The organism is Virgibacillus dakarensis, assembly GCF_900155625.1.
Classification (GTDB): Bacteria; Bacillota; Bacilli; order Bacillales; family Amphibacillaceae; genus Lentibacillus_C; species Lentibacillus_C populi.
The window spans coordinates 1,506,870-1,526,226 of sequence record NZ_LT732553.1 but is presented as its reverse complement, the minus strand read 5'-3'; the positions used below and the strand labels follow the sequence as shown (position 1 = coordinate 1,526,226).

General features: G+C 40.2%; 22 protein-coding genes. 21 read left to right on the top strand and 1 reads right to left on the bottom strand.

Annotation, left to right across the window (positions count from 1 at the left end; genetic code table 11):
• Nucleotides 1-95 precede the first annotated feature (95 nt).
• The 11 genes from spoIIIAA (at nucleotide 96) to CZ382_RS07655 (ending at nucleotide 7,851) form a co-directional block, all read left to right on the top strand.
• Entirely contained in the window at nucleotides 96-1,082 is a 987-nt protein-coding gene (spoIIIAA, locus tag CZ382_RS07705; RefSeq protein WP_088050607.1) for a stage III sporulation protein AA, read from the top strand.
• A complete protein-coding gene (spoIIIAB, locus tag CZ382_RS07700; RefSeq protein ID WP_088050606.1) occupies nucleotides 1,018-1,530 on the top strand; it encodes a stage III sporulation protein SpoIIIAB in 513 nt (170 codons plus the stop codon). The genes spoIIIAA and spoIIIAB overlap by 65 nt, the downstream gene beginning before the upstream one ends.
• 63 nt (nucleotides 1,531-1,593) lie before the next feature.
• Entirely contained in the window at nucleotides 1,594-1,800 is a 207-nt protein-coding gene (spoIIIAC, locus tag CZ382_RS07695) for a stage III sporulation protein AC (protein ID WP_088050605.1), read from the top strand.
• 6 nt (nucleotides 1,801-1,806) lie between these two features.
• The gene (gene spoIIIAD, locus CZ382_RS07690) at nucleotides 1,807-2,199 is read left to right on the top strand and encodes a stage III sporulation protein AD (RefSeq protein ID WP_088050604.1); all 393 of its coding nucleotides are present in this window, start codon (nucleotides 1,807-1,809) and stop codon (nucleotides 2,197-2,199) included.
• Nucleotides 2,200-2,227: 28 nt separating this feature from the next.
• Nucleotides 2,228-3,409, top strand: coding sequence for a stage III sporulation protein AE (spoIIIAE, locus tag CZ382_RS07685; RefSeq protein ID WP_088050603.1), 1,182 nt, complete (start codon nucleotides 2,228-2,230; stop codon nucleotides 3,407-3,409).
• A 10-nt stretch (nucleotides 3,410-3,419) separates the two neighbouring features.
• Nucleotides 3,420-4,040, top strand: coding sequence for a stage III sporulation protein AF (spoIIIAF, locus tag CZ382_RS07680; protein WP_088050602.1), 621 nt, complete (start codon nucleotides 3,420-3,422; stop codon nucleotides 4,038-4,040).
• Nucleotides 4,037-4,672: a stage III sporulation protein AG gene (gene spoIIIAG / locus CZ382_RS07675; RefSeq protein WP_235000399.1), complete on the top strand. Its 636-nt coding sequence runs from the start codon at nucleotides 4,037-4,039 to the stop codon at nucleotides 4,670-4,672. Before spoIIIAF ends, spoIIIAG begins: the two co-directional genes overlap by 4 nt.
• 12 nt (nucleotides 4,673-4,684) lie before the next feature.
• The gene (locus CZ382_RS07670; protein ID WP_088050600.1) at nucleotides 4,685-5,251 is read left to right on the top strand and encodes a SpoIIIAH-like family protein; all 567 of its coding nucleotides are present in this window, start codon (nucleotides 4,685-4,687) and stop codon (nucleotides 5,249-5,251) included.
• A gap of 266 nt (nucleotides 5,252-5,517) precedes the next feature.
• Nucleotides 5,518-6,021 carry an acetyl-CoA carboxylase biotin carboxyl carrier protein gene (accB, locus tag CZ382_RS07665; protein ID WP_088050599.1) on the top strand — a complete coding sequence of 168 codons (504 nt, stop codon included), beginning with the start codon at nucleotides 5,518-5,520 and terminating at the stop codon, nucleotides 6,019-6,021.
• Between the two features lie 15 nt (nucleotides 6,022-6,036).
• Nucleotides 6,037-7,386 carry an acetyl-CoA carboxylase biotin carboxylase subunit gene (accC, locus tag CZ382_RS07660; RefSeq protein ID WP_088050598.1) on the top strand — a complete coding sequence of 450 codons (1,350 nt, stop codon included), beginning with the start codon at nucleotides 6,037-6,039 and terminating at the stop codon, nucleotides 7,384-7,386.
• A 69-nt stretch (nucleotides 7,387-7,455) separates the two neighbouring features.
• Nucleotides 7,456-7,851 (top strand): Asp23/Gls24 family envelope stress response protein, encoded by a 396-nt coding sequence (locus CZ382_RS07655; protein ID WP_088050597.1) that lies wholly within the window; start codon nucleotides 7,456-7,458, stop codon nucleotides 7,849-7,851.
• A gap of 726 nt (nucleotides 7,852-8,577) precedes the next feature.
• Here CZ382_RS07655 and CZ382_RS23695 read toward each other — a convergent pair.
• Complete coding sequence (locus tag CZ382_RS23695) at nucleotides 8,578-8,754, bottom strand: hypothetical protein (protein WP_159457774.1); 177 nt, start codon at nucleotides 8,752-8,754, stop codon at nucleotides 8,578-8,580.
• Between the two features lie 113 nt (nucleotides 8,755-8,867).
• Here CZ382_RS23695 and nusB point away from each other — a divergent pair, with 113 nt between their 5' ends.
• The 10 genes from nusB to spoIVB all read left to right on the top strand — a co-directional run bounded on the left by nusB (nucleotide 8,868) and on the right by spoIVB (nucleotide 18,984).
• On the top strand, nucleotides 8,868-9,251 hold the full coding sequence (gene nusB, locus CZ382_RS07645; protein WP_088050595.1) for a transcription antitermination factor NusB: 384 nt from the start codon (nucleotides 8,868-8,870) through the stop codon (nucleotides 9,249-9,251).
• Between the two features lie 83 nt (nucleotides 9,252-9,334).
• Complete coding sequence (gene folD / locus CZ382_RS07640) at nucleotides 9,335-10,189, top strand: bifunctional methylenetetrahydrofolate dehydrogenase/methenyltetrahydrofolate cyclohydrolase FolD (protein ID WP_088050594.1); 855 nt, start codon at nucleotides 9,335-9,337, stop codon at nucleotides 10,187-10,189.
• Nucleotides 10,186-11,526 carry an exodeoxyribonuclease VII large subunit gene (xseA, locus tag CZ382_RS07635; RefSeq protein ID WP_088050593.1) on the top strand — a complete coding sequence of 447 codons (1,341 nt, stop codon included), beginning with the start codon at nucleotides 10,186-10,188 and terminating at the stop codon, nucleotides 11,524-11,526. The genes folD and xseA overlap by 4 nt, the downstream gene beginning before the upstream one ends.
• A gap of 2 nt (nucleotides 11,527-11,528) precedes the next feature.
• A complete protein-coding gene (gene xseB, locus CZ382_RS07630) occupies nucleotides 11,529-11,762 on the top strand; it encodes an exodeoxyribonuclease VII small subunit (RefSeq protein ID WP_088050592.1) in 234 nt (77 codons plus the stop codon).
• 2 nt (nucleotides 11,763-11,764) lie between these two features.
• Complete coding sequence (locus CZ382_RS07625) at nucleotides 11,765-12,649, top strand: polyprenyl synthetase family protein (protein ID WP_230856033.1); 885 nt, start codon at nucleotides 11,765-11,767, stop codon at nucleotides 12,647-12,649.
• Nucleotides 12,650-13,555: 906 nt separating this feature from the next.
• Nucleotides 13,556-14,152: a hypothetical protein gene (locus CZ382_RS07620; protein ID WP_088050591.1), complete on the top strand. Its 597-nt coding sequence runs from the start codon at nucleotides 13,556-13,558 to the stop codon at nucleotides 14,150-14,152.
• An 11-nt stretch (nucleotides 14,153-14,163) separates the two neighbouring features.
• Entirely contained in the window at nucleotides 14,164-14,991 is an 828-nt protein-coding gene (locus CZ382_RS07615) for a TlyA family RNA methyltransferase (protein WP_088050590.1), read from the top strand.
• A 69-nt stretch (nucleotides 14,992-15,060) separates the two neighbouring features.
• Nucleotides 15,061-15,510 carry a transcriptional regulator AhrC/ArgR gene (gene ahrC, locus CZ382_RS07610; RefSeq protein ID WP_088050589.1) on the top strand — a complete coding sequence of 150 codons (450 nt, stop codon included), beginning with the start codon at nucleotides 15,061-15,063 and terminating at the stop codon, nucleotides 15,508-15,510.
• A 48-nt stretch (nucleotides 15,511-15,558) separates the two neighbouring features.
• Complete coding sequence (recN, locus tag CZ382_RS07605) at nucleotides 15,559-17,292, top strand: DNA repair protein RecN (protein ID WP_088050588.1); 1,734 nt, start codon at nucleotides 15,559-15,561, stop codon at nucleotides 17,290-17,292.
• A 411-nt stretch (nucleotides 17,293-17,703) separates the two neighbouring features.
• On the top strand, nucleotides 17,704-18,984 hold the full coding sequence (spoIVB, locus tag CZ382_RS07600) for a SpoIVB peptidase (protein WP_088050587.1): 1,281 nt from the start codon (nucleotides 17,704-17,706) through the stop codon (nucleotides 18,982-18,984).
• The last annotated feature ends 373 nt before the right edge of the window (nucleotides 18,985-19,357 follow it).

Sequence of the window (19,357 nt, the reverse complement as noted above, 5' to 3'; positions counted from 1 at the left end):
ATTTTTTTGTCTTTCCATGTAATTGATTTCCAAGTCATAATTCAACTTCACAGACATACATTTAAAATAAAGCTATTACAAGGTGAGGACATGCTATGGAAGAAATTTTACGTCTATTTCCGGAATTTATTCGAAAAAAGGTACAAGCCAAAGTAGGGAGGAAATGGGGTGCATTGCAGGAAATTCGTTTCCGGCTGGAGCAGCCAATTGAGCTTGTTTTTGATGACCAGACAGAATGGATTGCCGGGGCTAAGCCTAGTCAAAAGGATGGCATGCATGTTCTGAATCAAATAAGCCAATTTTCCTTATACCGGCTGGAGGACGAACTGCGTGAAGGCTACGTCACCATTGAAGGCGGACATCGGGTGGGGCTTGCTGGAAAGGTAAATACGTTGAATGGTTCTGTAAAAGCAATTCAGCATATCGCCTTTATGAATATCCGGATAGCAAAAGAAAAAATTGGAGCAGCATCTGTTCTTCTGCCGTTTCTGTATGAAAATACGTATTTTAACACATTACTTGTTGGGGCACCGCAAACAGGAAAAACAACGATAATTCGTGATCTGACACGTCTGATTGCCTCAGGATGGGGGAATGTACCGGCTAGTAAAGTTGCCGTTATTGATGAACGGTCGGAAATTGGTGCTTCCCTAAAAGGTGTGCCACAGCACAATCTGGGTTTTCGGACCGATGTGATGGATGCTTGTCCGAAAGCAGAAGGCATGATGATGATGATCCGTTCCATGTCACCGGATGTGCTGGTTGTCGATGAAATTGGCAGTGTTCAGGATGTACAAGCAATGATGGAGGCAATTCATGCTGGCGTGACAATAATTTGTACCATTCACGGACAAACATTGGATGAATTAAAAAAACGACCTTCTTTACAAGCGTTATTTCAGCAACACGTTTTCGACCGGATCGTTGTTTTGGATAAATGGAAAAGACCTGGTCAGATTAACAAAATCTATAATCAGAAAGAAGAAAATATCTGCAGGAAATCCGAGGTGACTCCGCATGAAGTGGGTTGGGGCACTTCTTTTAGTAAGTATGACAACATGGATCGGATTCGAAATCAGTAAACGACTAAACGATCGTCCAAGGCATATCAGGCAGTTGAAAAATGCATTGCAGATTTTGGAAGCAGAAATCCTGTATAGTCAGCTGCCATTACAAGAAGCCTTTATGATAATCGCCAAACAAATACCTGAACCGATGAAATCCTTTTTTCATGCGTTAAGTGAGGAAATGAAAAAAGATGGTATCGAATTAAGTCTTTTATGGGAGCAGCATGTAAATACATTAATGCAGCAATCCAGTTTAGGTCCTATTGAAAAGGAAATTTTAAATCAATTTGGGCAAACATTGGGGCAGCATGATTTTACACAGCAGCAAAAACAAATCCAACTTACTGTCAGTCATCTCGACCGGGAATTGGAGGAAGCGAGAGATAATCAATATCGATACAGCAAAATGGCCAAAAGTTTAGGAGTTTTAAGCGGATTATTTATTGTCCTGTTATTTTTCTAATGAATCGGTCATCCATGGAGCACATCTACAGAATTTTCCTTAAGGTAAGAAAGGGGTACTTCCATGCTGAATGATGCAACCGTATTATTTCAAATTGCCGGGATTGGCATAATCGTGGCAATCATCCATACGATCATGAAACAAATGGGGAAAGAAGATATTGCTCATCTTGCAACAGTGGTTGGGTTTATTCTTGTTTTGATCATTGTTATTAATGGCCTGGCAGATCTGTTTCAGCAGATCAAGTCTGTATTCCTGTTCCAGGGGTAATGGTACATGGATATCATACAGATTGTTGCATTTGGTATTGTTACAAGTATTTTATATATCATTCTAAAAGATTTGAACACATCATTCGCTTTCTTTCTCATTTTAATAACGGGAATCATAATTTTTTTGGCCATTATCAAACAAATAGGCGTTATTTTTTCACTACTTGAGTCTTTGGGTGCAAAAGCAAATATCGATGGCATGTATATGGAGACGATCCTGAAAATTATCGGTATCGCCTATATCGCAGAGCTTGGTGCCAATATTACAAAAGACGCGGGGCTTGGGTCTGTTGCGGCAAAAATTGAACTCGCCGGGAAAGTCTTTATTTTACTGTTGGCAATCCCGATTATCACAGCCGTTATTGAGGCAATATTGAATTTTCTCCCGGCCTCGTAATAGTTGATAAAGGAGTATATATGGATGAATGAAACTAGCTAATCGAAGCATTGTCGTTCTGGTTATTCTGTTAATTTTAACCAGTTTCAGTGGAAGATCTGTTTTTGCTGCTGCAACTGATACAAATGGATTGGAAGCCAATATTCTCGAGGAAATCGAATTGGATGGAATCCAGCAATATTGGGACAAGCTTGTCAGTGATTATAGTGGTTATATACCGGAGCTGGAAAAAACGAGTTTGTATGAATTTATTAAAGATAACGGCTCTTTCTCCATGAAAAATATTTTGTCAGGGATTGTAAAATATTTGTTCTATGAAATCATTCTGAATGGAAAACTGCTTGGGCTGCTGCTCATGCTTACCTTATTTTCCGTGCTGCTGCAAATGGTCCAAACGGCATTCGAACGTAATACTGTCAGTAAAATAGCCTATTTTATTGTTTACTTGGTTCTGCTTTATCTGGCACTAAATAGCTTTTACTTGGCATTTTCTTATACGAAAGACGCGATTGATTCGATGAGTGATTTTCTTATTGCATTGTTGCCGCTCGTTCTTGGGTTGATGGCTACCTTTGGTAATGTCGTTTCTGTATCCTTTTTTCATCCGATTATCGTTTTTTTGATCTATGTGAGCGGGGTACTCGTCTCGAAATTTATTTTGCCGCTTATTTTTTTATCTGCTTTGTTAATGATCGTCAGCAGCTTGAATGACCGTTATAAAGTGACACATTTGGCTAATTTATTCAAGTCGGTTGCACTTGGGGTCCTTGGGGTATTTTTAACGATTTTCCTTGGCGTCATGTCGGTACAGGGTGCAGCGAGTGCAATCCAGGACGGTGTCGCAATGAAAACAGCCAAGTTTATTACAGGAAATTTTATCCCGATTGTTGGACGAACGTTTACCGATGCGGCCGATACTATTTTGAGTGCTTCATTGCTATTAAAAAATGCGGTCGGGATTGTCGGATTGGTCATTGTTGTGTTTCTGGCATTATTTCCGGCAATCAAGATATTTGCGATTGCGTTTATCTATAAAATAGCTGCAGCGGTTTTGCAGCCAATAGCTGACGGGCCTGTTATTACGAGTTTAAACGTGATCAGCAAACATATTTTTTATATTTTAGCAGCACTTTTGGCTGTCACATTAATGTTTTTTTTGGCGATTGTCATATTAGTAGTCGCCAGTAATATTACCTTATTGCTGCGCTAGGGGTGGTCTAGTGGATTTGCTCGTAGAATGGGTGACACAAATAGTAGTCTTCCTGATTGTAGCCATGATTATTGATCTGATTATCCCGGCTACTGTAATGAAAAAATATATTAAATTGGTTGTTGGGCTTATATTAATATTAATATTTTTAAAACCGGTTTTTTCTTTATTTGATATGAATGTAGAACAAGCACTGGAAGCCTCGTTTTCCAAGCTTACGAAGGAAGAATCGGCTGAAGGATCAATGGAAAATTCCATCGAAATGCAAAAAAAAGAAATACAAGCTACCCAAAGTGCATATATTTTAGAAGAAATGGCTGTCCAACTAAAAGATCTTGCAAAAGACAAGCTGGCAGAAGACTATCAAGCGAAGATTCTTGATATAAACTTTCAGCTCACAACAGAAGAAGAACCTACATACGAAGATCTGGAGGAAGTCATTGTATATCTTGGTCAGATGGAAGAAGAGGAGGGAGCAGTGAGCACAGTTGATCGTATCGAAATTAATACCGATGACCCAGTAGTAAATGAAGATGAACAAGATGTGCAGGGAATCAAAAATTTGTTACAGGATGTATGGGAGATCAATGACGACAAATTAACAATTGTATGGGAAGGAGGGTCACCTTGATCGAAAAACTAAAAAACTTCTTCAGTGACAAAAATACAACCAGCAACGTAAAAAATCCATCCAAAAAAATAAAATATTTAATCGTCATTGGTTTACTGGGACTGCTCTTAGTCATTATAAGTAACGTATTTTCTACATCACCTGAAGAAGGGCAACAGGATGCGATGAAACCGAATCAGCCTGCTACGGAAACAAAAAGCACTTTTTCCAAAAAAGAATCCACCACTTCAAATGTTGATGAATTGGAAGCAAATTACGAAAAGGATCTGAAGCTAATGCTGGATAAGATTCAGGGTGTATCCGAGACAGAAGTGATGGTAAATCTTGATTCAACAAAGGTAAAGGTTTATGAAAAAAACCTGATTACTGGTCAGCAAACAACAGACGAATCGGATAAAAATGGTGGAACAAGGGAAATTCAGGATGATACGAAGGAAACAGAGGTTGTTTTAGTCAGACAGGGAGATAAAGAGGTTCCCCTGTTAATCCAAACAAAAAAACCAGAAGTGCGAGGTGTGTTTATTGTTGCAAAAGGAGTAGACAATGCCGCAGTGAAAAAATGGGTGACGGATTCAGTTGCAAGAGTGCTTGATGTACCGATCCATAAAGTGTCTGTAATGCCAAAAAATTAAGGAGGATGTAACATGCTGAAAAAACAAACGGTATGGCTTTTAACAATGTTAAGTCTGATGATTGTACTAAGTGTCTATTACATGACTTCTCCAGATACGGATGAACTTGCATTTCTGGAAAACGGGAAGGAAGATAAAGCAGATGAAACAGCAACAGCGGACCAGCCGGGGAGTGACGACGCAAAGGTGGATGAGACGACCAATATAGGCGAAGATCAGTTGTTTGCTTCCCTTCGTCTGGAAATACAAGAACAGCGCAGCAAGGAGAAATCCCGGTTAGAAGAAATTGTCGCATCCAGTACTGCCAGTACAACGGAAAAAAATCAGGCATATGATGATATTGATGCAATCGAGCAGCGATCATCAAAAGAAACGATGGTCGAGGATACGATCCTTGCTTCTGCGGATTACCAGGATGTGCTCGTCCGCTTTGACGATAGCGATCAGAATAAAGTTCACGTAAATGTAAAAGTTAATGAGAAATTACCGAATCAGGAAGTATTGAACATTATGCAAATGGTTCGTGATGAATTTGGCGAAATACCTGTAACTGTAAATTGGCAGCCAGTAGAAGGTTGAAAATAGGAAGATTTTTAACTCTTATCTTTTATGGATAGGAGTTTTATTTTTCCCATTCGCAATATAATGCTATCATTGCTATAATTAACTGTGAAAACGCTTTACATAGGGGTAAATCATGGAAAAAAGTGTAAGGAGTCACTATATTTAGCAGTTGCTACCTGATATAATAGTTGATGTTTTTCAGGTCTTTATCGTAAAATGTTTAAGAGAAGTTATTAGTACCTGTTAATAATTTTTGTATATATGTGAAGGGGTGCCAGAAAATGTTAAAAGTACAGGAAATCCGTGACTTAATTGAACTTATTGATCAATCATCCATTGATGAATTCACTTATGAAACAGAGGGAACGACTGTTTCAATGAAAAAAGCTGTTGGAGAAATAGAGGTCGGACCGGTTAAGCAAGTGGTAAATCCGGTCGAAAAGCCTGAGATTACAACGCCTGAACCAAAACAGGTGAAAAAGGAACCGGAAAAACCTGTGGAAACGCCAAAAGGAGAAGGACGGGAACAGACCACCGTTGATTATGATTACGAAATTGAATCGCCAATGGTCGGTACACTTTATACTGCTTCTTCTCCTGAAGCTGATCCATACGTGCAAAAAGGGAGCGCCGTTCAAAAGGACACCGTTGTCTGTATTGTAGAAGCCATGAAATTATTCAATGAGATTGAGGCAGAGGTTAATGGGGAAATCGTGGAAATATTAGTGGAAGATGGTGAATTGGTTGAATATGGCCAACCACTATTTAGAGTGAAGACTAAATAAGGGGACTAAAAACATATGATTAAAAAACTGTTGATTGCTAACAGAGGGGAAATTGCGGTTCGAATTATTCGAGCATGTAAAGAAATGGATATTGAAACAGTTGCCGTCTATTCGGAAGCAGATAAAGAGGCGCTGCATGTCAAATTGGCTGATGAAGCTTACTGTATTGGCCCGAAATTAAGTAAGGACAGCTATCTTAATTTCACCAATATCATGAGTGTCGCTATCTTAACAAAAGTGGATGCGATCCATCCGGGGTACGGGTTTTTAGCAGAGAATGACGACTTTGCCGAAATTTGCAAGGCATGCAACGTAACGTTTGTTGGGCCAACGCCTGCTGCAATTCAAAAAATGGGAATAAAAGATGTTGCAAGAGAAACGATGAAACAAGCGAATGTCCCAATTGTTCCCGGATCAGAAGGCATTATTGAAAGTGAAGAGGAAGCAATTGAAGTTGCCCGGGAAATCGGGTATCCGGTAATTATTAAAGCTACTGCTGGTGGAGGCGGAAAGGGGATCCGCGCTGCCAAAAATGAGGAAGACCTGATTAAAGGGATTCGCATTACGCAAAAAGAGGCGGAAACTTCCTTTGGCAACCCCGGCGTCTATATTGAAAAATTCATCGAAGACTTCCGGCATGTAGAAATTCAAGTTTTAGCCGATCAGCATGGCAATGTTGTTCATCTCGGTGAACGGGATTGCACCATTCAGCGGAGATTACAGAAACTGGTTGAGGAATCGCCGTCACCAGCTTTGACACCAGAAATCAGGAAGAAGATGGGTGATGCTGCCGTGAAGGCTGCAAAGGCTGTTGATTATGTTGGCGCTGGAACAATTGAATTTATTTTTGATCGCACAAGTAAGGACTTTTACTTTATGGAAATGAACACCCGGATCCAAGTTGAACATCCTGTTACAGAAATGGTAACCGGAATCGATTTGATTAAAGAACAAATTAAAATAGCGAATAATGAACCTTTATCTTTCACACAAGAGGAAATTGAATTTGACGGCTGGGCAATGGAATGCCGAATCAATGCTGAGAATCCTTTTAAAAACTTTATGCCATCACCAGGTAAAATTGAGATGTATCTACCACCTGGCGGGTTTGGAGTGCGTGTCGATTCAGCCGCCTACCCCGATTATTCGATACCGCCATACTACGATTCGATGATCGCTAAATTGATTGCGTACGGACCAACGAGGGAAGCGGCAATTCAGCGTATGAAACGGGCATTGGATGAATTCGTCATTGAAGGGATCCATTCAACCATTCCATTTCACCGGATCATTATGGATCATGATGTTTTTGCAGCAGGCGATTTTAATACCAAGTTTCTGGAAGAACATCCGATTGAAGAATGAACAAAGGCGGAAGCACCCGTTTAGCGACGTATGGGTTGCGCCCTGCCAAAAGAAGAGGAGTGAATCACTTTGAGTGAACAACCATTGTTAGACGTTAGCGACGATACGGGCCTTGGTAAAGTTGAAATTGCTCCAGAAGTAATTGAAGTCATTACCGGTATTGCCGCATCCGAGGTCGAAGGTTTGTCATCGATGCGTGGTAACTTTGCATCAGGTGTTGTGGAACGTTTTGGGAAAAAATCACACGGGAAAGGTGTAAAGGTTGAATTAACCGATGCTGGGATATTAATTGATTTGTATGTTGTTTTGAATTTTGGTGTCTCTATTCCAGAGGTCGCACAGAAGCTGCAAACCAATATCAGGCAAACGGTGAAAAATATGACAGCACTGGAAATCGCCGAAATAAATATTCACGTTGTTGGTGTACAAATGGAGAGCAAGGAAACAACTGAAGAAAATGAATAAGTTATTCGAGGTCAAGGAAAAATCTTTGGCCTCGATTTGTTTTATAAAAGGATACAAAAAGAGAACAAAGGCGCAAGCGCCCGTTTAGCGACGTATGGACTGCGCCCTGCCAAGCAGGGTGGTTCGGTGTTGCCGCGCAAAGCGGCGGTTTTAACCGAACATTCCTACGTAGGAGATAAAGGAAACATGCCCCTAGCAAAAGGGGTATGCCGACGTTGGGCGCAAAGCCCGTTCTTAGTCGGCCTACCTTCCTACCCGAACCGATGTTGACTTATCGTACGGAGGTGAGGGAAGTCCACTACAGCTTTAGCGCTGGAGCCGGACGTGGCTTACCCTACCGAGAGCAGAATAGAGCCTAAATTTATATACTTTTGTATGAAAACACTTATCGAGAAAAGCCAATACAAAGCTAGACCCTTCATCATTCAATTTTTTGAAGGGGTTAAATTATCTACGGGCTTTATTTGTGATCTAAAGATAAAATACTATGTCCTTTCTTTGAACAAATTTAGCAATTTTGGTTAGGGTCTCCTTTATATTATAGTTAATGGAGGATGACCACATTACCAATATAACAATACAAATGACAGTAGTATTATTGAAAAACTTTTGTATACGTGTTCTAGTCACAATAGATGGTACTTCTATACTGTCACAACCCGTTTCTTATACAGGGTATCCCCTTTCAGGATCCACCAGAGTATTTTCGGCCTTGTTGTATTGTTATTAAACTGTATTGGCAATAAATGAATGTGATATACCTCCTATCCAGGCTAGAAATTCTTTTTCATCATAGATGGTGGCTGCGCGAATGCGGAGCCATGTTGGTTTCTTATCTTTTAAAAAATCGGCATTGAAATCGGCTGTCTCGCCGATTTCAATCCGACCTCTGGCTTCTGGCATCTAAAAAGACACGATAGCGTTTTTTTATACAGGCCTAGATGCGGTATGATCCTAGCAATGGTACGGTATTCATGTTATTATTTGTAGAGATATAGTAAAAGGAGTAGTGTTTGATGAAACGTCATGCAGCAAGAGAAAAGGCCTTTCAGATTTTATTTCAGCTGGACATGAATGAATTTGATCCCGCAAAAACAACAGAGGAATATGTAGATTCGGAAGATACTGATGAATTTTTACGTATGCTTGTACAAGGTGTCCGGGACCATAAAGCAGAAATTGACAGCACCATTTCCGGTCATATGGAGAAATGGTCGTTAGCACGGATCGCAACTGTTGAGAGGACAATATTGCGAATAGCAACCTATGAGATAACCTATTTAGATGATATTCCTGTAAATGTTTCCATCAATGAGGCGGTAGAATTAGCAAACACTTACGGGGATCATAAGTCCGGCAAATTTGTTAATGGCGTTTTGTCACGCATTACCAGAAAATAATCAGGTTTATTTGGTTTGTGCTTTCTTAATGATGCAAATTCACTTGATAAAACGAAACGGCAAAGCTTAAAGGGGATGAGGGCTTGACAGCAGAAATTATTAATGGAAAAGAACTAGCGGCTGAATTAAAAAGCGAAATGAAAGAAGAAGTTGAACGGGTAAGGAAGCAAGGGATCGTTCCACATTTAACAGTAGTATTGGTCGGCGATGATCCGGCATCGAAATCCTATGTAAATGGAAAGAAAAAGGCATCAAAAGAGGTAGGGATTTCTTCACAAATAATCGAGTTGCCGACCTTCACAACCGAAAAGGAACTGCTTAAGCTGATTAATAAACTCAATCTGGATCGGGACGTGCACGGTATATTGGTTCAGCTGCCATTACCGGAACATATTAAAGAACAATCGATCATTGAAGCGATTGATCCAGCAAAAGATGTAGATGGATTTCATCCGGTTAATATTGGCAGAATGATGACAGGGAAGGATACGTTTCTATCATGCACCCCATATGGCATAATAACAATGCTAAAATCCCGGAATATTCAAATGGAGGGCAAGCATGCGGTCATTATTGGCAGAAGCAATATTGTTGGAAAACCGGTTGGGCAACTATTGCTTAATGAAAATGCAACCGTTACATATTGCCACTCGAAAACACCCGATTTAAAAACATACACGAAAAATGCGGATATATTGATCGTTGCGGTTGGAAAGGCGAATAAAATTGACGCCGATTATTTACAGGATGGTGCAGTGGTGATTGATGTAGGAATAAACCGATTAGCGGATGGCACCCTTACCGGTGACGTTGATTTTGCAAGTGCCAAGGAAAGAGCTTCTTATATTACCCCGGTTCCAAAAGGTGTCGGACCAATGACCATTACGATGCTTTTAAAAAATACGATTAAAGCAGCGATCGGACTGGCTGATAAGTGAACGACAAATATTTAACCGTCACTGCACTGACAAAATATATAAAGCGAAAATTTGATTCTGATCCACACCTGAAAAATATTTGGCTAAAAGGGGAAATTTCCAATTTTAAGCATCATAGCCGTGGTCATATGTATTTGACAATAAAAGATGAACAGACAAGAATCCAGGCTGTCATGTTCGCCGGAAACAACAGAAGGTTAAAATTTCAGCCGGAAAATGGCATGAATGTGCTGATTAAAGGAGAAATTGGTGTTTTTGAACCACACGGGCAGTACCAGTTATACATCCAGCAAATGGAGCCAGATGGTATTGGAGCATTGTATTTAGCGTTTGAGCAATTAAAGGAAAAATTAAATAAACAGGGCTATTTCGATCAAAGTGTTAAGAAACAGCTGCCAATGTATCCGAAACATATCGGTGTCATTACATCGCCGACCGGTGCAGCAGTCCGCGATATTATTACAACCATCAAGCGGCGCTATCCAATTGTCGCTACTACGGTTATCCCCGTGCTAGTGCAAGGAAGAAACGCGGCGGCATCAATTAAACGGGCAATAGAACTTGCCAACGAAAAAGCAATGTTTGATCTCTTAATTGTCGGACGAGGCGGAGGGTCAATTGAAGAATTGTGGAGCTTCAATGAAGAGGCTGTTGCCCATGCAATTTTTCATTCAAAGATCCCGATTATTTCTGCCGTTGGTCATGAAACAGATATTACGATTAGTGATTATATTGCCGATTTACGAGCACCTACGCCAACAGGGGCTGCGGAAATGGCCGTACCGTCACAAACGGAGCTACAGGAAAAAATTATTGGGCTAAAACGCTCTTTAACCAGGGCAATGAAACAAAAAGCCCATACTTCCGAACAACAGTTAAATCAAATGCAAGAAGCTTATGCATTCCGGTATCCGAAACAGCTTGTTGTCCAGAAAGAACAAGAACTGGATAAGCAGGTTGAACGATTGTCCAAAGCGTTTAGACAAGTTTTAACAACAAAACGCGGGTCGTTACAAAACATCGAACAACGGTTAGTGACACAGCATCCAAAGAGTCAGGTTGCGCAGCTGGAAAAAGAATTAAAGCAATTGGAAAAACAACATACATTTTTAATGAAGCAGATTGTTGAAAAAAAATCGGCTCAATTTACAAACATAATTGAAAAATTGACACTGCTAAATCCGCTCGAGACAATGAAACGCGGTTATGCTATCCCATTCGCACATAATGGAGAAATTATCCACTCAGCTGGGAAGGTAGAAATAAATGATAAAATTACTGTAAAATTGGCTGATGGGTCATTAGCCTGCAATGTGTTAGAGGTGGAGGGGGGATAATAATGGAAAAGCTTGAAGAAACGTCTTTTGAAGAAGCTATGCTGGAACTGGAGAAAATTGTAGATAGACTGGAAGAGGGTGATGTCCCTCTGGAAAAAGCAATTTCGTACTATCAGGAGGGCATGAAACTCGCAAAATTATGTAATGATAAGTTGAAACAGGTACAAGACAAAATGACGCAAATTATCAACGATCAGGGAGAAACAGAACCATTTATGATCCAGGAGGAAGAGTAAACGTGCCGCAATCACTCGAGAATTACATCGAATTAAATAAAAAAGCCATCGTAAAAGAACTGCGACAGCATCTTTTACAATTGCAGATCCCTGGCCGATTAAAGGAATCCATGCTCTATTCGATAGAAGCGGGTGGAAAAAGACTGCGGCCGATTCTTTTGACAGCAAGCTTTGAAGCATATGATCAGGATAAACAAAAAATAATTTCAACAGCGGCAGCACTTGAAATGATACATACGTATTCATTAATCCATGATGATTTGCCTGCCATGGATGATGATGATTTCCGTAGAGGTAAACCAACAAATCATCGTGTTTTTGATGAAGCGACTGCTATTCTGGCTGGAGATGCTTTACTTACGTACAGTTTTCAAATTATTTCAGATGATCCCTTACTAACGGATAGACAGAAAATATTTCTCATTAAGCTGTTGTCACAGGCCAGCGGGCCAAATGGAATGGTAGCAGGGCAAATGATGGATATCGAAGCAGAGAACAATGCTGTTTCACTCGAACGCTTAGAGGAAATTCATGCATTGAAGACAGGGGAATTAATTAAATTTGCCATCATCGCCGGAGCGTTTATTGGTGGGGCAACAAACAAGCAGTTGGAATTTCTTGATCAATTTGCTTATAACCTTGGGCTTATCTTCCAGGTTCAGGATGATATACTAGATGTAATAGGCGATCAGGACAAAATTGGTAAACCAGTTGGAAGCGATGAAGGCAATAATAAAAGCACATATCCTAAATTGCTGGGAACAGAAGGTGCAATTGAGCAAAAACAGCAATATGTTAAACGGGCCAAAGCGGCGCTATGGAAAGCGGGAGCCGCTGATTCTTATTTGATGGGATTAACCGATCTTTTCAGCAGCCGGGACAGGTAAACCACACTCGAATTTTTTCGTATAATATGTTATACTATATCTAGTACGGAATGGTGCAGTATTCTAGTCAGCCCTCCGCTCCTGAAGGCAGGCCTAAAAATCTGCCAAAGGGCACATCGATGAAGTTCCTTGTGTTGGCTTGAGGCGCCCAGCCTTGGGTCAGTGCTGGGAGTTAAGGTTTTAGGGCGATCCACAAAGGCATGTGGGCGATGACCCTATTACCGCGGAGGCCCATCTCTGTCGTGATAACTAAGCCTAGGGATCATTATGGAATGGGGTATGAACCTGCTTACGTAAGGAAAGGGACACCTTACATGCAGCGTAGCCTGCCTTGAGTGGTGCTCGAGAGGATTGGATTTTAAAATAGCAAGCTGGGTGGCCACCGGATGTGCTATTATTTTCTCCATGAAATCGGGACTGCAAAAGAGGCTAGGGAACGGTTAAAGGCTGTCGAGGAAATCTCCTAGACTGTTCTGAGGGACGTATAAAAGGGATTATAGTGTGGACTAAGTGGTAATCCAGTCTAGCTTCTGGCGACAGGGCTAAGATGGTTTTAATGGGGAACCACCTTTATGGCAACATAGGGTAACCATCTGGGAAAACCTACTGGACCTAAGCCGCAGTTTTAATCTTTTATACGACCATTCCGCATCTTACATAAAAAAGAGTGTTCAAAAAGGAGGATAAAAAGGACCGAGAAGTTCGAGGCGGCGTAGTTTCGAGCAGCGGAATGTATGCAATTAAATACATGAGCAGCGGAGAAACAAGCCAACGAGCTTCCACAGGATGTGGTGACTTCGACGTTCGACACAGGACGTGTCGGTACTTAGTCGAAGATTCCCTATTCGAAGTGTCATTTTCACCGGACTTTTTGAACTACCTATAATAATCAAAATGAGGTTTAGAATGAAATCGCAAATAAAAAGATCGATTAAATTTAGTTTAACAATTGCCGTTATCACGTTTGTGTTAGCGGCTATTTTTTCAATCGTATCGCAATCCGTATTGAGTGATGTTGTATGGATGGCTGGATTGGTAATTGTCTTATTGATCGTATTAATTGGTGTTGTTTTCGATATGCTCGGGATTGCATCAACTGCAGCCGATGAGGCACCGTTTCATGCTATGGCAGCGGAGAAAGTAAATGGTGCAAAAGAGGCTGTTATGATTATCCGTAATGCTGATAAATTTGCCAGCTTCTGTAATGATGTGATTGGTGATATTTCCGGAATTGTCAGTGGTACGGCTTCGGCAATCGTCGTCTTGCAAATTGCCAATTTGCTGGGAAACGGGGATGGATCACCTGTGCATATTACCTTGAATGTCATCGTAACAAGCCTTGTGGCCGCACTTACCGTTGGTGGTAAGGCACTGGGAAAATATTTTGCCATCCATGCATCAACCAATATCATTTTTTATGTGGGAAAAGTAATTGCGATTTTGCAAAATAAGCTGAAAATTCGTGTCCTGCCGAAAGGAACGAAAACAAAAACGTCTAAGTAAAGGATACTCTTATGGCTAAAAAGAGATTGGATGTATTATTAGTGGAAAGAAACTTAATGGAAACAAGGGAAAAAGCGAAACGGGTTATTATGGCTGGTTTGGTATTTTCTGGACAAGAGCGCATGGATAAACCGGGGATAAAAGTTGACGAAACGATTCCGTTGACCGTAAAGGGGAAGCTTATTCCATATGTTGGACGAGGTGGGTTGAAGCTGGAAAAGGCACTAACGCATTTCTCTGTTTCTGTTTACAATAAAATTATGGTAGATGTTGGCTCTTCTACCGGCGGCTTTACAGATTGTGCACTGCAAAATGGTGCTGCACTAAGTTATGCGATCGATGTAGGGTATAATCAGCTTGACTGGAAATTACGTAATGATGACCGGGTAGTTGTAATGGAACGGACCAACTTCCGCTATGTAACACCGGACATGCTTGAGTGTGGTACACCAGATTTCGCAACGATTGATGTCTCGTTTATCTCGCTAAAGCTTATTTTACCAGTTCTAAAGCAGTTATTAGCACAAAACAGTGATATTATTGCACTAATTAAACCGCAATTTGAAGCAGGCCGTGAACAGGTCGGAAAAAAGGGAATTGTCCGGGAGAAAAAAGTGCACCAAAGTGTTTTACAGGCGATCATTGCATTTGCTTTGAAAGAGGGATATCAATTATACGATATCACTTATTCACCGATTACCGGCGGTGACGGTAATATTGAATTTTTAGCTCATTTTGGCTGGCAAAATAAAAAAGCAGGGAAAGCTATAACAGATATTGAATTAAACCAGTTAGTAGAAGATGCACATCGCAATTTTGCAGAACGCAGCAAATCGTAGAGATGCAAGATATGCAGGGAGCCTCCATTTGTTGTTCCTGGATTAATTTTCATTTGACGGGGGAATAAGATGAGTAAGATACAGCGTCACATAAAAATTCGTGAATTAATAACGGAAAAGGAAATAGAGACACAGGATGAATTAGTTGATCGATTGAAAAACCTGGGATTTAATGTGACTCAGGCAACCGTTTCCCGTGATATAAAGGAACTTCATCTTGTCAAAGTTCCAACTGGTACTGGCTCGTATAAATACAGTTTGCCGGCAGATCAGCGATTCAATCCGCTAGATAAATTAAAGCGTTTAATAATGGATGCGTTTGTTAAGATTGACCATGCAAGTAATTTTATTGTACTCAAGACACTACCGGGAAATGCTCATGCAGTAGGTGTTTTAATTGATAATTTGGACTGGCAGGAAATTATGGGAACGATATGCGGGGATGATACGTGTTTAATTATATGCCGGACGGAAACAGAATCTGAGACAATAAAAAACCGGTTTTTGAGCATGCTTTAGAGTTTTGGACGACCGTTTACAGAACAATTTTAAGTGGGGTGACGAATCGTGCTTACGGAATTATCGATTCAGGATTTTGCTATTATAGATAAAATATCGATTACCTTTAACGAAGGTCTAACGGTATTAACCGGGGAAACCGGGGCCGGAAAATCGATTATTATTGATGCTGTCCAATTACTTGCTGGTGGACGTGGTTCCGTTGAATTTGTCCGTCATGATGCCAAAAAGGCTGAAATTGAAGGTCTGTTCAGTATCGATGATAACTACCATCCCATTTATAATGTCGGTAAACAATATGGCATCGAAATTCAGGATGAGATGGTTGTTTTACACCGGACAATTACTGCCAATGGAAAAAGCATTTGCCGGGTAAATGGAAAATTGGTGACATTAGCCATCCTGAAAGAATTTGGCAGGAGACTGATTGATGTTCACAGTCAACATGAAACGCAAAGCTTAATGGATCCGGAGAACCATATTGACTTACTCGATTTATATGATCGAGAGGCAACGCTACGGGCGAAAGAAGAATACCTACACTTATTTGAAAAGCTTGACACGCTAAAAAAGCGCTATCAACACTTAAGTGAAAATGAAATTGAGATGGCCCACCGCCTTGATTTACTTGAATTTCAGATGAATGAGCTGGAACAGGCTGATTTATCTCCGCATGAGGATGAAGTTCTGGAAGAGGAACGGGACAAATTAGCAAATTTCGAACGCATTTATCAAGGTGTGCAAGATGCGTATAATGCCTTATATGGAGAACAAAAAGGCGTTGAATGGTTAAACAAAGCAAGTCAGGCATTACAGGAAAACCGTGCTTATGATAGCTTTATTGCGGAAAAAGCGGAGGAATTGTCCAATCATTATTATATCATTGAAGAATTGACCTTTGAATTACGCAATTATGCTGAAACATTGCAATATGACCCAAGAAGGTTAAATGAAATTGAAGCAAGGTTGAATGAAATAAACCGATTAAAGAAAAAATATGGGACAACTGTTAATGAAATAATTGAGTATATGGCAAAAATTGAAGAGGAACTGGAGCAAATCACTAATAAAGATTCCCATTTAGCAAATTTATCCGAACAAATAAACGAGACGGAGCACGATGCTTATCTGGAGGCAAAACAATTGCATGATATACGCCAAAAGGCCGCAAATATGCTCACAAAAGATATTCACCATGAATTAAAAGGGTTGTATTTAGAAAAAGCGACATTTGCAGCAGATATTGAATCCAAAACGGAAACGGCTCAAAGTACTGAAGGAACTGGTGTGAAATTACATAAAAACGGGTATGATTATGTCCGTTTTCTGATTTCGACAAATCCGGGTGAACCTTTAAAAGACCTAAATAAAGTAGCCTCTGGCGGGGAGTTATCACGAATCATGCTGGCGCTTAAGAAAATTTTTGCCAAACATCAAGGTGTTACTAGTGTTATTTTTGACGAGGTTGACACAGGGGTAAGTGGTCGTGTTGCCCAAGCAATAGCCGAGAAGATATTCCATATTTCCAATGAATCGCAGGTTTTGTGTATCACACACTTACCACAAGTTGCTGCAATGGCCGATACGCATAAATTAATTGAGAAAAAGGCGAAAAATAACCACACGTCCACTATCGTGTCAGAATTAACAATCGAGCAAAAGATCGACGAATTAGGCCGTATGATAACGGGTACAAAGCTGACAGATACCGCAAAAGAACATGCGAAAGAATTATTGGATCTCGCTGCAAGCTATAAAAGTAAAATGGAAATGAATGTTTAGCTCTGTAAAATGAAAAAAATGAGGATAATTTTACCGAAAAAGCCGGAAAATAAACTGTCCGGCTTTTTATTTTTCCCCAATTATGAACGTGTTCCTCTTTAGGACTTATTCGTTTTCAACCGATTTTTTCACCTTTATTCGTGAGTAAAGCAAAAACTGGAGATCGGGGATAAACAGCCCGTAAATGTCCGATTTTAGGAACAAAGACTAAATACGCCACGTCTGGGACAACGACGGCACTAGCACATCCTGTGCGACGGAAACCCTCACTAAATGAAGTTTCACTTTATTGAAAAGGAAATGATACACAGCTTTTCTTATCTTTCACCAGTTTAAAATCGATTGTGTTCGGTCAAATTAGAAGTACAGATATAATAATGGTATGGGCAAGGAACGAGGAGAGTGAATGGATTGAAGCACACGAATAAAATACGGATATTGACAGGAATTCTGCTCCTGTTCATCATAACAGCAGTTCCTTTTTTCACACCAGTAAAGCAATACCTTTCCATTCCCGATGAAATTGTTACCTTTATGAATCAAGCTCCGATTAAAGTCCCGGCATTAGGTGATGATGTTACAGTTAATGCAGCTGATGAAACTGTTCAAGCGATAGACCCCTCTGAATTTTATGCAAAAGAGCCTGGCAACAGCCAACTAGTGTACGAAGCAGCAGGGTTTCCCATTAAGAAGGTAAACCTGAATGTTTTAGACGATATCAAAGTCATTCCAGGTGGGCAATCCATTGGTGTTCAGCTTCATACTTTAGGTGTCCTTGTTGTTGGCCATCATCTTGTCAAGGGTGAAAATGGGTCCAAGTCACCGGGCGAGAGCGCAGATATAAAGGTTGGTGATGTCATTTTAAAAATTAATGGCAAACCAATCAAAGAAATGGCGGAGGTAAAACCATATGTTGAGAAAGCCGGTAAAAACAATCAACCATTAGAGGTCACCCTTAAAAGGGGTAAGGAAACAATAGAAACTACTCTAAACCCGGTAATGGACGAAAAGACAAATGAATATCGAATTGGACTATATATTCGGGATTCAGCGGCCGGAATCGGGACTATGACATTTTACGAGCCTAAATCAAAAAAATATGGCGCATTGGGTCATGTGATTTCGGATATGGATACACAAAAACCAATCCAAATTCACAATGGAAAAATTTTGCAATCGAACGTTACGTCCATTGAAAAAGGGAATAGTGGAACGCCAGGAGAAAAGCAAGCCAAATTCTCTGTAAAAGACGATAAACTCGGAACTATTACGAAGAACAGCCCGTTTGGCATTTTCGGTGAACTGACAAAACCGATTAAGAATGATGCCTACGATAAACCAATGCCAATTGCGTTATCCCATCAGGTAAAAGAAGGGCCAGCCAAAATTCTAACTGTTGTTGACGGGGAAAAGGTGGAAGAGTTCGATGTGGAAATCGTTAGTAGCGTTCCACAAAAGTATCCGGCTACAAAAGGGATGATTATTCAAATAACGGATCCAAAATTGTTGAAGAAAACAGGTGGTATTGTACAGGGAATGAGCGGTAGTCCGATCATTCAGGATGGAAAAGTAGTTGGAGCGGTTACCCATGTTTTTGTCAATGATCCAACATCAGGGTATGGTGTTCATATAGAATGGATGCTGCAGGAAGCGGGAATAAATATTTATGAAAAACAAGAAAAAGCAAGTTAGTTAATTTATCACGTATAAACGATGTAATCCCCCCACCTCCAAGGGTGAGTAAACCAAATACGGGAAGGTGGGGGCATTCAGCATTCAGTGAGGGAGGGACTCCTTCCCAACTGAATGAAGATTCACTTTATCCATACTTTCAAAATCCAAAAGCAAAAATAAATTGCTTTTGGGTTTTTTCTTGTAATATTTTTCGACAAAATTACTGTATATTTGTCGTAATTTATCATTTTTTATCAAATTAAATCGTAAACAAGAGTAAAATCGAGCTAATTGAAGTTTTTACAAAAAAAATTAAAGTTTTTTAAATAAAAAAAGGATATTTAGTTCTTATGTCGAATACATTACGTGAAGGATCGAAATACATAAAGGA